The organism is Rugamonas rivuli, assembly GCF_009380165.1.
Taxonomy (GTDB): domain Bacteria; phylum Pseudomonadota; class Gammaproteobacteria; order Burkholderiales; family Burkholderiaceae_D; genus Rugamonas; species Rugamonas rivuli.
Map to the genome: position 1 here is coordinate 124,597 of NZ_WHUF01000004.1, position 13,578 is coordinate 138,174.

The following is a 13,578-nucleotide window of genomic DNA, read 5'->3' on the forward strand; positions in this document are numbered from 1 at the left end:
CACTGGTAAGCTTTCCTCATCACCAACGTAGAAAGACCGTCTAATGAGCACTCGCCGCATCGCCCCCCGCATCGCCCGCCCCCTCCTGCTCAGCAGCCTGATCGCCACCGTCGTCATTCCCGCCTTCGCCCAGCAAGCCGTCGCCGACGGCGAACTGCAGTCCGTGGTCGTCACCGGGACTTACGCCAAGAACCGCCGCACCATCGATTCCGAATCGCCGGTCGACGTCATCGGCGCCAAGGAATTGCAGGCGAGCGGTTCATCCGAACTGGCGACCGTGCTGGGGCGCCTGCTGCCGTCGATGAACTTCCCGCGCCCGTCCGGCGCCGACGCCAGCGATGCGGTGCGCCCGGCGCAGCTGCGCGGCCTGTCGCCTGACCAGACGCTGGTACTGGTCAACGGCAAGCGCCGCCACACCTCGGCGGTGGTCAACGTCAACGGCACCCAGGGCCGCGGCTCGGCGCCGGTGGACCTGAACGCGATCCCGCTGGCGGCCATCGACCACATCGAAGTGCTGCGCGACGGCGCGGCGGCCCAGTACGGCTCCGACGCGATTGCCGGCGTGATCAACATCATCCTGAAAAAAGGCGCATCCGGCGGCGAGGCCGAAGTGGGCTTCGGCGAATACCAGAAGCGCGACGGCAAGGCTATCACCGTGCGCGGCTCCACCGGCTTCAACCTGGGCGACCAGGGCTGGGTGCGCGTGGCGCTGGAAGCGGCAGACCGCGATCCAACCAACCGCGCCGGTCCCGACCTGCGCAATCCGGCCGAACCGCGCTACGGCAAGGTCAACCAGCGCTTCGGCGATCCGGAGACCCGTCCGCGCACCGTGTTCGTCAACAGCCAGTACCGCATCAACGACGATATCGACTGGTACGCCTTCGCCAACTACGGCCAGCGCAACACCTCGGCCGCCGCCACCTGGCGCACCGCGCTGAACGGCTCGGCGCAGCGCACGCCGCTGTATCCGGAAGGCTTCCTGCCGCTGGAGAACAGCGAGTCGACCGACACCTCGCTGGTGACGGGCTTGCGCGGCGAAGCGCGCGGCTGGCGTTGGGATGCCAGCCTGAACTACGGCAGCAACGAATTCCAGCTGGACCTGGACCACACCGTCAACCAGACGCTGGGCGCCGCCAGCCCGACCCACTTCTACGCGGGCAAGCTGAAGAACACGCAGCAGCTGTTCAACTTCGACATCGCCAAGGAATATCCGGTGGCGGCCTTCAGCGGCCCGCTGACGGTGGCGCTGGGCGTCGAAGCGCGCCATGAGAAATACGAGATCGGCGCCGGCGACGAAGCATCCTACATCGGCACCGGCGCGCAGGGCTTCTCCGGCTTCCGTCCTATCAATGCCGGCAGCAACAGCCGCCACAACGAATCGATCTACGCCAACCTGGAAGCGGAAGTCACCAAGAAGTTCTCGACCTCGGCCGCGCTGCGCCACGAACGCTACAGCGACTTCGGCAGCACCACCTCGGCCAAGGGCTCGGCGCGCTATGCCTTCTCGCCGGACTTCTCGCTGCGCGGCACGGCCTCGTCCGGCTTCCGCGCGCCATCGCTGGCGCAGCAGTTCTACACGATCACCACCACCAACTTCTCGGTGGTCAACGGCGTCAACACGCCGATCGAAACAGGCACCTTCGCCGTCGGCAGCGCCGCCGCATCGGCGTTGGGTGCGACCCCGCTGAAAGCCGAGAAAGCCCGCAACTACAGCCTCGGCGTGCAATGGTCGCCTACCCGCAACTGGAACACCTCGGTCGACGCCTACCGCATCGACATCGACGACCGCATCGCACTGTCGGCCAATATGACGCTATCGCCGGCGCTGCAGGCGGCGCTGGCCAAGCAAGGCATCCTGGTGGGCGCGGGCCGCTACTTCACCAACGCCATCGATACCCGCACCACCGGCGTCGACGTGGTCAGCACCTACCGTTGGGACAGCAAGGATGCGGGCCGCTACGACTTCACCGCGGCCTACAACCACAACAAGAATTCGCTGGAACACGTGAACGACAATCCAGCCATCCTGACCGCCAACGGCCTGACGCTGATCGACCGCCAGACCATCAACCGCATCACGGTGGGTTCGCCGAAGGACAAGTTCAGCCTGGCGACCGACTGGGCGCTGGGCGACTGGGGCGCGCGCGGCGTGGTGACGCGCTACGGCAGCTTCACCGTACCGCAGAACAATGCGACGCTGGACCAGGTGTACAACCCGCAGTGGGTGCTGGATATCTCGGGCAGCGTCAAGCTGAACAAGAACTGGCGCCTGAGCGCGGGCATCGACAACGTGACCAACCGTTATCCGGACCAGGTCACGTCGGCGGGCAACCTCAACAACAACGGCATCAATCCGTACAGCGGCTTCGCGCCGAACGGCTTCAACGGCCGCTACTACTACGCCAAGGCTGGCTACAGCTGGTAATCGAAGTTCAGGCCGCCGCCAGTTGCCGCATGGGTTGACGTGGCGCTGGCGGTTGTCCCGCCAGCTTGAACACGCTGACCGCCTGCGCCAGCAAGTCAGCCTGCTCGCGCATGCTTTGCGCGGCGGCGGCGGCCTCTTCCACCAGCGCCGCATTCTGCTGCGTCACATCGTCGATCGACACGATGGCTTGATTGACCTGTTCTATCCCCGTGCTTTGCTCACTGCTGGCGGCGCTGATTTCCGTCATGATGTCGGCCACCTGCTTGACCGATTTGACGATGCCTTCCATCGTCGCGCCGGCCTCGTCCACCAGCAAGGCGCCCGCATCCACCGTCTGCACCGAACGCGCGATCAGCTCCTTGATTTCCTTGGCTGCGCTGGCCGAGCGCTGTGCCAGCGTCCGCACCTCCGAAGCCACCACGGCGAAACCGCGTCCCTGTTCGCCCGCGCGCGCCGCCTCCACCGCCGCATTCAAGGCCAGGATATTGGTCTGGAAGGCGATGCCGTCGATCACGCTGATGATGTCGACAATCTTGCTGGAGCTTTCCTTGATCGCGCCCATCGTGGTGACGACCTGGCCGACCACCTGCCCGCCCTTGGTGGCGAACTCGGATGCCGCCACTACCAGCTTGGTGGCCTGGCGTGCGTTCTCGGCGTTCTGCGTCACGGTCGACGTCAGTTCCTCCATCGACGACGCGGTCTCCTCCAGGCTGGAGGCCTGCTGCTCGGTGCGGCTGGACAAGTCCAGGTTGCCGCTGGCGATCTGATGGGAGGCGGTGGCGATCGTGTCCGTCCCCGAGCGCACCTGGCCGACGGTGCGCGCCAGGCTCTCGTTCATGTCGATCAGCGCGCGCAGCAGCAAGCCGGTTTCATCGGTGGTGTTGCACTCCATGTGCATGGTGAGGTCGCCGCCCGCCACCGCCTGCGCCATGCCGACGGCGCGGTTCAACGGCTGCGTGATGCTGCGCGTGATCCAGTACAGCACCCATGAAGCCAGCGCGACGGCGGCCACGGTCAGCATGATCATCATGTTGCGCGAGCTGGCGTAGGCTTGCTGTGCCACGGTGCTGGCATCGTCGATCGAGGCATTCTGGAATTTGACCAGTTCGGTCAGTGCGTTCAGGTAGGCGGTTTGTTCCTTGCGCACCGTGGTCAGCAGATAGTTGACCGACTCTTCGCGTTTGCTGTCGTCGGCCGACATCTTGAGGAAGTGAGTCTGCACCACCGTGTATTTGTCGCGCGCTTCCAGCACGGCTTGCAGCTTGGCCTTGCTTTGCGGGTCTTCATCGTCGGCGATCAGCACGCCGAGTTTGTCGAGGCGGGTGGCGTTGTCGGCCTTGCGCTTTTCCACGCGCTCCAGCTCGGCCTTGACCACCTCGGGATCTTTGGACAGCATGGCGTTGCGCATGGCGCGCGCCACATCGTTCAGGCCGCCGATGGTTTCGTAGGCGAGTATCACCTTGGGTATCTTGTCCGCCGACAGATCCTGGGTGTTGTTATTCAACTTGCCAAGATTGCCTATGCCGATCACGGAAATGCCGATCATGAACACCATCGACACACCCAGGCCGGCAGCGAGCCTGGCCCCTATCTTCCAGTTTCCGATACCCATTTACGTGCTCCCCAGAGTAAGACCAACGGACTTAAATTCTTGGTTGCTGCAAACTAGTTATGCGTTTTAGTATAGGGTCAATCAGCCGTGCTTGATGGAAAAAATTCGCAGACTGTTTGGTGGCCGCCACACGTGTGCGGCGGCCGCCGGATCAGGACAAATCCCCGCCGCTCAAGGCCGCGTCGATATCGGCGCGGGTCAGGTCGGGCGCGAATTGCTGGATGAAGTGGTAGGCGTAGGAGCGCAGATAAGCGCCGCGCCGCACCGCCAGCCGCGTGGTGTTTTGCGCAAACAGGTGCGACGCTTCCACCGCGCGCATGCCCTTGTCGCGGCCGTGGTCGAAGGCCATCGAAGCGACGATGCCCACGCCCAAACCCAGCGACACATACTGCTTGATCACGTCCGAATCCATCGCGGTCAGCACGATGTCGGGCTTGACGCCGGCCTGCGCGAACGCCGCGTCGATATGGCCGCGACCGGTGAAGCCGACGTCGTAGGTAATCAGCGGGAATTCGGCCAGGTCTTCCAGACGGATCGGCGAGCGCGTCAGCAGCGGGTGGCCGTCCGGCACCACGATCAAATGGCTCCAGCGGTAGCAAGGGAAGGACACCAGGTCGGGGAACTGCGACAGGCCTTCAGTGGCGATGCCGATGTCGGTCTTGCCGGACAAAATCCATTCGGCGATGTGCTCGGGCGCGCTCTGCTGCAGGGCGATGCGCACGTCGGGATAGGCAGTGCGGAAACCTTGCACCACTTTGGGCAGCGCATAGCGCGCCTGCGTGTGGGTGGCGGCCACGCTCAGCGTGCCGCTTTGCTGGCCGGTGTATTCCAGGCTGGCCTGTTGCAGATTCTCGGCCTCGATCAGCAGGCGGTCGATGATCTTCAGGATGCCCTTGCCCGGCTCGGTCATGCCGGTCAGGCGCTTGCCGTTGCGTTCGAAAATCACGACGCCCAGTTCGTCTTCCAGCTCGCGGATCTGGCGGCTGACGCCGGGTTGCGAGGTGAACAGGGCATTCGCCACTTCGGTCAGGTTGTAGCCGCGACGGGCCGCTTCGCGGATGGACCGCAGTTGTTGGAAATTCATATGGATACTCCACCATCAACAAATACATGCAGGCGCTTGGGACGCACTACCAGGGTTTCGCCTTCTTTCAATTGCAGATGGCTGTAACGTTCATTCGACATCACCGCTTCGATCAGCTCGGTGGTATCGCTGCGCTCCAGGTCCAGCTGGGCCAGCGGGCCGATCGCGTGCGCGCGGCGCAGCTTGACCACGATGCCTTCCGCACCCGGCGTGTAGCGGTCGATCTCCAGGTCGTGCGGACGCACATAGGCCGTGCCCTTGCCGTCGGCGGCAGGCTGGCCCGGCACGGTGAAGGAAGCGTCGCCGCTGGCCAGGATGCCGTCCTGCACGCGGCCGTGGAACATGTTCACATTGCCGAGGAAGCCGTACACGAACGGCGAGGCAGGATGGTTGTAGACCTCGTCAGGTGCGCCGATCTGCTCGACGTTCCCCTTGTTCATCAGCACCACCTGGTCGGCCACTTCCAGCGCCTCTTCCTGGTCGTGGGTGACGAAGATCGAGGTCACGTGCAGCTCGTCGTGCAGGCGGCGCAGCCAGCGGCGCAGTTCCTTGCGCACCTTGGCGTCCAGCGCGCCGAACGGTTCGTCCAGCAGCAGCACACGAGGTTCAACGGCCAGTGCGCGCGCCAGCGCGATACGCTGACGCTGGCCGCCCGACAGCTGCGGCGGATAGCGGTCGGCCAGCCAGTCCAGCTGCACCAGTTCCAGCAGGTCTTTGACCTTGCGGCGGATCTGGTCTTCCGACGGCCGCTCTGCGCGCGGCTTGACGCGCAGGCCGAAGGCGACGTTCTCAAATACCGTCATGTGCTTGAACAGCGCGTAGTGCTGGAACACGAAGCCGACCTGGCGCTCGCGCACATGGCGGTGCGAGGCGTCGTTGGCGTCCAGCAGCACCTGGCCCGAGTCCGGATGTTCGAGGCCGGCGATGATGCGCAGCAGCGTGGTCTTGCCGCAGCCGGAAGGCCCCAACAGCGCGGTCAGTTCGCCCTGCGGGAAATCCAGCGACACATTGTTCAGGGCGACGAAATCGCCGAAGCGCTTGTTGATGTTTTTAACTTCGATAGTCATGGCATTACTCCGTTGGACGCTTGTCGTCGGCGATGGATTCGTTGAGGCGCCAGGCGATAAAGGATTTCAGGGCCAGCGTCACCAGCGCCAGCAGGGCCAGCAGCGAGGCCACGGCAAAGGCGGCGGCAAAGTTGTATTCGTTGTAGAGGATCTCGACCTGCAGCGGCACGGTGTTGGTCTCGCCGCGAATGTGGCCGGACACCACCGACACCGCGCCGAACTCGCCCATGGCGCGGGCATTACACAGGATCACGCCGTACAGCAGGCCCCATTTGATGTTGGGCAGCGTGACGCGGCGGAAGGTGTCCCAGCCGGACGCGCCCAGCACGATGGCGGCCTCTTCCTCTTCGCTGCCCTGCGCCTGCATCAGCGGAATCAGCTCGCGGGCGACAAACGGGAAGGTGACGAAGATGGTGGCCAGCACGATGCCCGGCACCGCGAACAGGATCTTGATGTCGTGCGCCTGCAGCCACGGGCCGAACCAGCCCTGCGCGCCGAACAGCAGCACGTAGATCAGGCCGGAGATCACGGGCGACACCGAGAACGGCAAGTCGATCAGGGTCAGCAGGATGCTCTTGCCGCGGAACTCGAACTTGGCGATGCACCACGAAGCAGCCACGCCGAACACCAGGTTCAGCGGCACGGCGATCACGGCCGTGATCAGCGTCAGCTTGATGGCCGAGATCGCATCTTCCTCGATGATGGCGGCCACGTAGGCTTGCCAGCCCTTGCGGAAGGCTTCGGCGAACACGGCCACCAGCGGCACGAACAGGAACAGCGTCAGGAAGGTCAGCGCGACGGCGATCAGCACGATGCGCACCCAGCCCGGCTCCAGCGTGTGCGGGGCCGACGGTAGTTCGCCACGGCGGCGCGGTACAGTAGTAGGGACGGCGCTCATTATTTACCCGACTTTCCGCGAGCCCAGGCTTGCAACAGGTTGATGGTCAACAGCATGATGAAGGACACCACCAGCATCACCACCGCGATGGCGGTGGCGCCGGCATAGTCGTACTGCTCCAGCTTGGTGATGATGAACAGCGGCGTGATCTCCGACACCATCGGCATATTGCCGGCGATGAAAATCACCGAGCCGTACTCGCCGGTGGCGCGCGCGAAGGCCAGCGCGAAGCCTGTCATCAGCGACGGCAAGATGGTCGGGAACACCACGCGGGTAAAGGTCTGCAATGCGTTGGCGCCCAGGCTGGCGGCGGCCTCTTCCAGTTCGCGCTCGGCGTCTTCCAGCACAGGCTGCACGGTGCGCACCACGAACGGCAGGCCGATGAAGGTCAGCGCGACCACCACGCCGACCGGCGTGAACGCCACCTTGAAACCCAGCGTGCCTTCGAGGAAGCGGCCGAACCAGCCGTTGGCCGAATACAGCGCGGTCAGCGTGATGCCGGCCACGGCGGTCGGCAGCGCGAACGGCAGGTCGACCAGCGCGTCGATGATGCGCTTGCCGGGGAATTCGTAGCGCACCAGCACCCAGGCGACGATGCCGCCGAAGATGACGTTGATGAAGGCGCCCAGCAGCGAGGCGCCGAAAGTCAGTTTGTAGGAAGCCATCACGCGGGCCGACGTCACGGCGCTCCAGAAACCTTCCCAGCTCAGCGTGAAGGTCTTCAGGAACACTGCCGACAACGGGATCAGGACGATCAGCGTCAGGTAGAAAATGGTGAATCCCAGCGACAGCCGGAAACCCGGCATGACGCGGAATGGCGCGCTCCGGGCGGCAGCGGGTGCCGTGGCGGACGCAGCGAGAACTGCTGACATGGTTGCTCCCTTATTACAAATTCTTCTATAAGGGCTGCATGTTCTCATCTGCGCTTCATATTACAAACGAAGCATTTTTCATTTAGTTAGACGCGGAAGCTATATACCGCTCAGGACACCAGCTTGGCGGCGACCGCGACCAGGGTCAGCGCCAGCAAGCCGCGCAGCAGGCGCTCCGGCACGGCGCGGGCGGCGTAGGCGCCGATGGTGATGCCGGGCAGCGAACCGATCAGCAGGGTCAGCAACAGGCTCCAGTTGATCGAGCCCAGCCACCAGTGGCCGACGGCGGCAATGGCCGTCAGCGGCACGGCGTAGGCGATGTCGGTGCCGGCCACTTCGGCCGAGGTCAGGCGTGGGTACAACATCACCAGCAGCGTCGCGCCGATGGCGCCGGCGCCGATGGAGGAGATCGTCACCAGCGTGCCCAGCACTGCGCCGGAGACCACCGTGGCGATGACCAGCGCCCTGCCCTGCAACTGGCGCTCGGGATGGGCGGTGATCCAGGCCAGCATCTTGCGCTTGAACAGCAGGGCGACGACGGTCAGCAGCACGGAACCGGCGATCATGTAGCGTATCACCTGGCCGATGTCTTTATTGAGGGTGCCGAAATGTTTGAGGAACAGGCTGGCTATCAGGGCCGCAGGCAAGGCGCCCAGGCAGAGGCGGCGCACGATTTCCCAGTGCACCGTGCCGCGCATGCGGTGGGTGAAGGTGCCGACGCCCTTGGTCAGCGAGGCGAACGCCAGGTCGGTGCCGACCGCCACTGCGGGCGAGACACCGAACAACAAAGTCAGCAGCGGCGTCATCAACGAGCCACCGCCAACGCCGGTCATGCCGACCAGCAGGCCGACCGCGAAACCAGATGCGACAAACGACAAATCCATGCAATTCCCCAAGAGTAGATCGCAGAGTACCTACTCTTGGGAAATATCCAAACAACGGATTGCTTATTTGCTTATGCGTTATTTATTCGGCTGAGGTGTTACGCGGAGGTAAGGTTTGGCCGCGGTGAAGCCCTTAGGATACTTTTGTTTCAGTACATCAGGGTCTTGCACGGTCAGCGGGATGATGACATCGTCGCCATCTTTCCAGTTGCCCGGGGTGGCCACGGTGTAGCCGTCGGTCAGTTGCAGGGCGTCGATAACGCGCAACACTTCGTCGAAATTGCGGCCGGTGCTCATCGGGTAGGTGATGCTCAGGCGGACCTTCTTGTTCGGATCGATGACGAACAGCGTGCGCACGGTGGCCGTGGTCGAGGCGTTCGGGTGAATCATGTCGTACAGCGCGGAGACTTTGCGGTCTTCATCGGCGATGATGGGGAAGCCGACCACGGTGCCCTGGGTTTCCTCGATGTCGCTGATCCAGGCCTGGTGCGATTCGGCCGGGTCGACCGACAGCGCGATCGCTTTGACGTTGCGCTTGTCAAATTCAGGTTTCAGCTTGGCGGTCAGGCCCAGCTCGGTCGTGCACACTGGCGTAAAATCGGCCGGGTGCGAGAACAGCACGACCCAGGAATTGCCTGCCCACTCGTGAAAGTGCAGCTTGCCGATGGAGGAATCTTGTTCAAAATCAGGGGCATTATCGCCCAGTCGTATCGTCATGGTGTGCTCCAGGGGGGAAAGAAAAGGGACCGGTTTTCAGCCGGCCGTCAGCCTGCTATTCTGCGCCTTTTCTGCTAAAAAATACAAGGTTTCCAAGCCTTCCGGCCAATCGCCCAGGCCGGACTCGGCATTGATGTGTCCCAGCGGCCCGCCGTTGATGAAGCGGCTGCTCCAGCGCCGCGCCCACAACTCGGCGCGCGGCGCCGCCATCCACGGGTCGCTGGTGCTGCCGACCAGGATAGACGGCACCGGCAGCGCCTGCTGCGGCAGCTGCGCCGCCACGCCGAATTTATCGGGATCGGCAGGCGCCACCAGCAGCACGCCGGCCACGCCGGACGGATCGCGCGCCACGCTGTGCACGGTGGCCAAGCTGCCGAAACTGTGGGCGACGATCAGCGTCGGACGCGTATCGTCGCCGCGCACCTGGTCGACCCGCGCCGACCAGCGCGACAAGTCGGGCTGGTCCCACGCATCCTGCCCCACCCGCTCGAACCAGGGGAACAGGCGCTGCCAGCGACTTTGCCAGTGCTCCGGTCCGCTGTTATGCAGACCGGGCGCAATCAGCACGCGGAACCGGGCCAGTACATCGTCCATGATTACTTGGGCTGGTAGATCTGGTCGAACAGGCCGCCGTCGGCGAAGTGGGTCTTCTGCGCCTTGGTCCAGTCGCCGGCCACATCGGACAGCTTGAACAGTTTGACGGCCGGGAATTGGGCAGCGTATTTCTTCGCTTCCTTCTCCACTGCCGGACGGTAGTAGTTCTTGGCGATGATTTCCTGCGCTTCATCGGTGTACAGGAAGTTCAGGTAAGCCTCGGCCACCTTGCGGGTGCCGCGCTTGTCGGCCACTTTATCGACCACGGCCACCGGTGGCTCTGCCAGGATGGAGACCGACGGCGCAACGATGTCGAACTTGGTCGGGCCCAGTTCCTTGATCGCCAGCAGCGCTTCGTTTTCCCAGGCGATCAGCACGTCGCCGATGCCACGCTCGACGAAGGTGGTGGTGGCGCCGCGCGCGCCGGAATCGAGCACCGGCACGTTTTTGTACAGCTTGCTCAGGAAGTCCTTGGCCGAGGCTTCGCTGCCGCCCGGCAGGCGCAGCGCGTAGCCGTAGGCGGCCAAGTGGTTCCAGCGGGCGCCGCCGGAAGTTTTCGGATTCGGGGTGATGACGGCCACGCCAGGCTTGACCAGGTCGTTCCAATCCTTGATGCCTTTAGGATTGCCCTTGCGCACCAGGAACACGATGGTCGAGGTGTAAGGCGTGCTGTTGTGCGGCAGCTTTTTCTGCCAGTCCGGCGACAGCAGCTTGTGCTCGGCGATGGCGTCGATGTCGTAGGCCAGCGCCAGCGAGACCACGTCCGCTTCCAGGCCGTCGATCACGGCACGGCCTTGCTTGCCGGAACCGCCGTGCGACTGCTTGATTTTCAGCGTGTCGCCGGTCTTGGCTTGCCAGCTTTTGGCAAAGGCGGCGTTGACGTCCTGGTACAGCTCACGCGTCGGGTCGTAGGACACGTTCAGCAAAGAGATCTCAGCCGCCAAGGCTGGCGCGACGGCGGTGACGGCGAGAATAGCAGCAGCAATAATTTTCTTGGACAGCATTTTTTGGTTCCCCTTGTAGTGAAGGTCTCCAGATTACGGCTGTCCTTTATAAATGAGAACTAAGCTTTTAGCAGTTCAATATACCCAAACCTTATATGCGTTCAGTAAAAGCGGTTGAACAGCACCACGCCCCAGGCGCCGGCCGCCAGCAGGCAGGTCAGCAGTACGGCGGCGCTGCCGAAGTCCTTGGCGTTTTTCGACAAGGGGTGGCGCTCCAGCGACACCCGGTCGACCACGGCTTCGATCGATGAATTGATCAGTTCCACGATCAGGATCAACATCAGCACGCCGATCAATACCAGTTTCTCAAACGCCGAAATGCGCAGCGCCAGCGCGATGATGGTGCCGACCGCGAACAGGCTCACTTCCTGGCGGAAAGCATGCTCGTGCTTCCAGGCCGACTTGAAGCCGTCGATGGAGTATAAAAAGGCCGAAAAGATACGTTTCAGGCCGCTCTTGCTCTTGAATTCGCTCACTGGTTCCATGAATATGCCGCAAAAATAGAATGTATCATTATGCATCAATTCCCATTTTTTTCACATTATGGTATAACGTAGCTATCGCATACTGCACCGCACCAACCACATCATGAAAATCGAAACCGTTCCCGAGCAAAAGACCACTATCCAGGTGATCGAGCGCATGGTGGCGCTGCTCGATGCCCTGGCCAAGTATCCGGACCCCGTGAGCCTGAAGGAATTGTCCAAGGTCTCGGGGCTACACCCTTCCACCGCCCACCGTATCCTCAACGATATGGTGCTGACGCGCTTTGTCGACCGTATCGAACCGGGCACCTACCGGCTCGGCATGCGGCTGCTGGAACTGGGCAATGTGGTCAAGAGCCGGCTGTCGGTGCGCGAGGCTGCGCTGGACTTCATGCGTGCACTGCACAAAAAAACCCAGCAGACCATCAACCTGTCGGTGCGCCAGGGCGACGAGATCGTCTACATCGACCGAGCCTTCTCCGAGCGCTCGGGCATGCAGGTGGTGCGCGCCATCGGCGGCCGCGGTCCGCTGCACCTGACCTCGACCGGCAAGCTGTTCCTGTCGGTGGACGAGCCGAAAGCCATCCGCGCCTACGCCACGCGTACCGGACTGGCCGGCCACAACAAGAATTCGATCACGGATTTGACCAAGCTGGAGCGCGAGCTCAGCCTGGTGCGCTCGCGCGGCTATGCGCGCGACAACGAGGAACTGGAACTAGGGGTGCGTTGCATGGCCGCCGGCATCCACGACGACAGCGGCAAGCTGATTGCCGGGCTGTCGATCTCGGCGCCGGCCGACCGTCTGCAGGATGACTGGCTGGAAGACCTGGTGACAACCGCCAACCAGATCTCCGCCACGCTCGGTTACATCCCGGTCGAGTAAGACGGCGAGCTGAGGCCGGCCGGTTTCAGCGCCTCCAGCCATTTGCGCATGCGGCCGGCATCGGCCGTACGCGACTGCTTGCCCTTGGAATCGAGGAACACCATGATCACCGAGCGGCCTTCGATCACCGCCTGCATCATCAGGCAGCGCCCCGCTTCGTTGATGAAGCCGGTTTTCTGCAGGCCGATCGCCCAGTCCGGGCTGGCGACCAGGTGGTTGGTGGTGCCGAACTGCATAGGACGGCCGTTGGTTTCGATCATGGCCTTGGCGTCGGTCGAGTACTGGCGCAGGATGGGCTGCTGATACGCGGCCATCGCCAGCTTGGCCAGGTCGCGCGCGCTGGCCACATTCATTTTCGACAGGCCGCTGGAATCGACGTAATGGGTGTCGACCATGCCCAGTTCGCGGGCCTTGGCGTTCATCGCCTCGACAAACGCCGGCTTGCCGCCCGGGTAGTTGCGGCCCAGCGCCGAGGCTGCGCGGTTTTCCGAGCTCATCAGCGCGACGTGCAGCATATTGGCGCGGGTCAGCTGGGTGCCGACCTTCAGGCGCGAGCTGCTGAATTTTTCGCGGTCGACATCCTCGTCGGTGACGGTCAGCATTTCGTCCATGTCCTGCCGGGCTTCGACCACGACCAGGCCGGTCATCATCTTGGTGATCGAGGCGATCGGCAGGGCGACGTTGGAATTCTTCTCAAACAACACTTCGGAGTTGGCCTGGTCCAGCACCAGCGCCACGTTGGATTTCAGGTCCAGTGGATCGCGCGTCATGTTCAGGCCGGCCAGGTCGCCCATCGTCGGCACCGGCGGCGCGGCCGCGATGATGCGCTGGTAGACCACCTTGCGGCGGCCGTTGACCTTGATCAAGCGCTTGACCACGCGCTCCCCCGCCTCGGCTGCGGCGACGCGTACCGGCTGGCGGGCCTTGCCCTTCTTCACCTGGTGTTTTTTCGAAGCGGCGCCATCGGCAGCCTGGGCAGGCGTGGCGGTGACGGCGGTGGCGGCAAACATCAGCGAAATGAGCGCACTGAGAGCGAGTTTATACATTCATATC

At 63.3% G+C, this 13,578-nt stretch carries 13 protein-coding genes; 2 read left to right on the forward strand and 11 right to left on the reverse strand.

Annotated features, from left to right (window positions below):
• The first annotated feature begins 43 nt into the window (after nucleotides 1-43).
• The gene (locus tag GEV01_RS15600; RefSeq protein WP_152806022.1) at nucleotides 44-2,425 is read left to right on the forward strand and encodes a TonB-dependent receptor plug domain-containing protein; all 2,382 of its coding nucleotides are present in this window, start codon (nucleotides 44-46) and stop codon (nucleotides 2,423-2,425) included.
• A 7-nt stretch (nucleotides 2,426-2,432) separates the two neighbouring features.
• On the opposite strand, the gene GEV01_RS15605 is transcribed toward GEV01_RS15600, so the two are convergent.
• From GEV01_RS15605 to GEV01_RS15650, 10 genes are all read right to left on the reverse strand, one after another.
• Nucleotides 2,433-4,037, reverse strand: coding sequence for a methyl-accepting chemotaxis protein (locus GEV01_RS15605; RefSeq protein ID WP_152806025.1), 1,605 nt, complete (start codon nucleotides 4,035-4,037; stop codon nucleotides 2,433-2,435).
• Nucleotides 4,038-4,188: 151 nt separating this feature from the next.
• Entirely contained in the window at nucleotides 4,189-5,121 is a 933-nt protein-coding gene (locus tag GEV01_RS15610; protein ID WP_070360414.1) for a CysB family HTH-type transcriptional regulator, read from the reverse strand.
• Nucleotides 5,118-6,188 carry a sulfate/molybdate ABC transporter ATP-binding protein gene (locus GEV01_RS15615; RefSeq protein WP_152806028.1) on the reverse strand — a complete coding sequence of 357 codons (1,071 nt, stop codon included), beginning with the start codon at nucleotides 6,186-6,188 and terminating at the stop codon, nucleotides 5,118-5,120. Before GEV01_RS15615 ends, GEV01_RS15610 begins: the two co-directional genes overlap by 4 nt.
• A 4-nt stretch (nucleotides 6,189-6,192) precedes the next feature.
• Nucleotides 6,193-7,086, reverse strand: coding sequence for a sulfate ABC transporter permease subunit CysW (gene cysW / locus GEV01_RS15620; RefSeq protein WP_152806032.1), 894 nt, complete (start codon nucleotides 7,084-7,086; stop codon nucleotides 6,193-6,195).
• Nucleotides 7,086-7,958, reverse strand: coding sequence for a sulfate ABC transporter permease subunit CysT (cysT, locus tag GEV01_RS15625; protein ID WP_008451469.1), 873 nt, complete (start codon nucleotides 7,956-7,958; stop codon nucleotides 7,086-7,088). Before cysT ends, cysW begins: the two co-directional genes overlap by 1 nt.
• A gap of 110 nt (nucleotides 7,959-8,068) precedes the next feature.
• Nucleotides 8,069-8,842, reverse strand: a complete 774-nt coding sequence (locus GEV01_RS15630) for a sulfite exporter TauE/SafE family protein (RefSeq protein WP_152806035.1) — start codon at nucleotides 8,840-8,842, stop codon at nucleotides 8,069-8,071.
• Nucleotides 8,843-8,920: 78 nt separating this feature from the next.
• Nucleotides 8,921-9,559, reverse strand: a complete 639-nt coding sequence (locus GEV01_RS15635; protein WP_152806038.1) for a peroxiredoxin — start codon at nucleotides 9,557-9,559, stop codon at nucleotides 8,921-8,923.
• A 36-nt stretch (nucleotides 9,560-9,595) separates the two neighbouring features.
• On the reverse strand, nucleotides 9,596-10,153 hold the full coding sequence (locus GEV01_RS15640; RefSeq protein ID WP_152806041.1) for an RBBP9/YdeN family alpha/beta hydrolase: 558 nt from the start codon (nucleotides 10,151-10,153) through the stop codon (nucleotides 9,596-9,598).
• Between the two features lie 2 nt (nucleotides 10,154-10,155).
• Nucleotides 10,156-11,157, reverse strand: a complete 1,002-nt coding sequence (locus GEV01_RS15645) for a sulfate ABC transporter substrate-binding protein (protein WP_070269282.1) — start codon at nucleotides 11,155-11,157, stop codon at nucleotides 10,156-10,158.
• 101 nt (nucleotides 11,158-11,258) lie between these two features.
• The gene (locus tag GEV01_RS15650) at nucleotides 11,259-11,642 is read right to left on the reverse strand and encodes a diacylglycerol kinase (RefSeq protein ID WP_043482310.1); all 384 of its coding nucleotides are present in this window, start codon (nucleotides 11,640-11,642) and stop codon (nucleotides 11,259-11,261) included.
• 103 nt (nucleotides 11,643-11,745) lie between these two features.
• Between GEV01_RS15650 and GEV01_RS15655 the strand changes: the two genes are divergently transcribed.
• On the forward strand, nucleotides 11,746-12,525 hold the full coding sequence (locus GEV01_RS15655; RefSeq protein WP_152806044.1) for an IclR family transcriptional regulator: 780 nt from the start codon (nucleotides 11,746-11,748) through the stop codon (nucleotides 12,523-12,525).
• Here GEV01_RS15655 and pbpG read toward each other — a convergent pair.
• Nucleotides 12,507-13,571, reverse strand: coding sequence for a D-alanyl-D-alanine endopeptidase (gene pbpG / locus GEV01_RS15660; RefSeq protein ID WP_152806047.1), 1,065 nt, complete (start codon nucleotides 13,569-13,571; stop codon nucleotides 12,507-12,509). The two genes, GEV01_RS15655 and pbpG, sit on opposite strands and share 19 nt — an antisense overlap.
• Nucleotides 13,572-13,578: the final 7 nt, after the last annotated feature.

Bases quoted from the DNA above. Each gene is read 5' to 3' on its own strand.
- pbpG (WP_152806047.1), bottom strand. From the start codon at position 13,571: ATGTATAAACTCGCTCTCAGTGCGCTCATTTCGCTGATGTTTGCCGCC.
- GEV01_RS15640 (WP_152806041.1), bottom strand. From the start codon at position 10,153: ATGGACGATGTACTGGCCCGGTTCCGCGTGCTGATTGCGCCCGGTCTG.
- GEV01_RS15630 (WP_152806035.1), bottom strand. From the start codon at position 8,842: ATGGATTTGTCGTTTGTCGCATCTGGTTTCGCGGTCGGCCTGCTGGTC.
- cysW (WP_152806032.1), bottom strand. From the start codon at position 7,086: ATGAGCGCCGTCCCTACTACTGTACCGCGCCGCCGTGGCGAACTACCG.
- GEV01_RS15645 (WP_070269282.1), bottom strand. From the start codon at position 11,157: ATGCTGTCCAAGAAAATTATTGCTGCTGCTATTCTCGCCGTCACCGCC.
- GEV01_RS15650 (WP_043482310.1), bottom strand. From the start codon at position 11,642: ATGGAACCAGTGAGCGAATTCAAGAGCAAGAGCGGCCTGAAACGTATC.
- GEV01_RS15610 (WP_070360414.1), bottom strand. From the start codon at position 5,121: ATGAATTTCCAACAACTGCGGTCCATCCGCGAAGCGGCCCGTCGCGGC.
- GEV01_RS15600 (WP_152806022.1), top strand. From the start codon at position 44: ATGAGCACTCGCCGCATCGCCCCCCGCATCGCCCGCCCCCTCCTGCTC.
- GEV01_RS15635 (WP_152806038.1), bottom strand. From the start codon at position 9,559: ATGACGATACGACTGGGCGATAATGCCCCTGATTTTGAACAAGATTCC.
- GEV01_RS15605 (WP_152806025.1), bottom strand. From the start codon at position 4,037: ATGGGTATCGGAAACTGGAAGATAGGGGCCAGGCTCGCTGCCGGCCTG.
- cysT (WP_008451469.1), bottom strand. From the start codon at position 7,958: ATGTCAGCAGTTCTCGCTGCGTCCGCCACGGCACCCGCTGCCGCCCGG.
- GEV01_RS15655 (WP_152806044.1), top strand. From the start codon at position 11,746: ATGAAAATCGAAACCGTTCCCGAGCAAAAGACCACTATCCAGGTGATC.
- GEV01_RS15615 (WP_152806028.1), bottom strand. From the start codon at position 6,188: ATGACTATCGAAGTTAAAAACATCAACAAGCGCTTCGGCGATTTCGTC.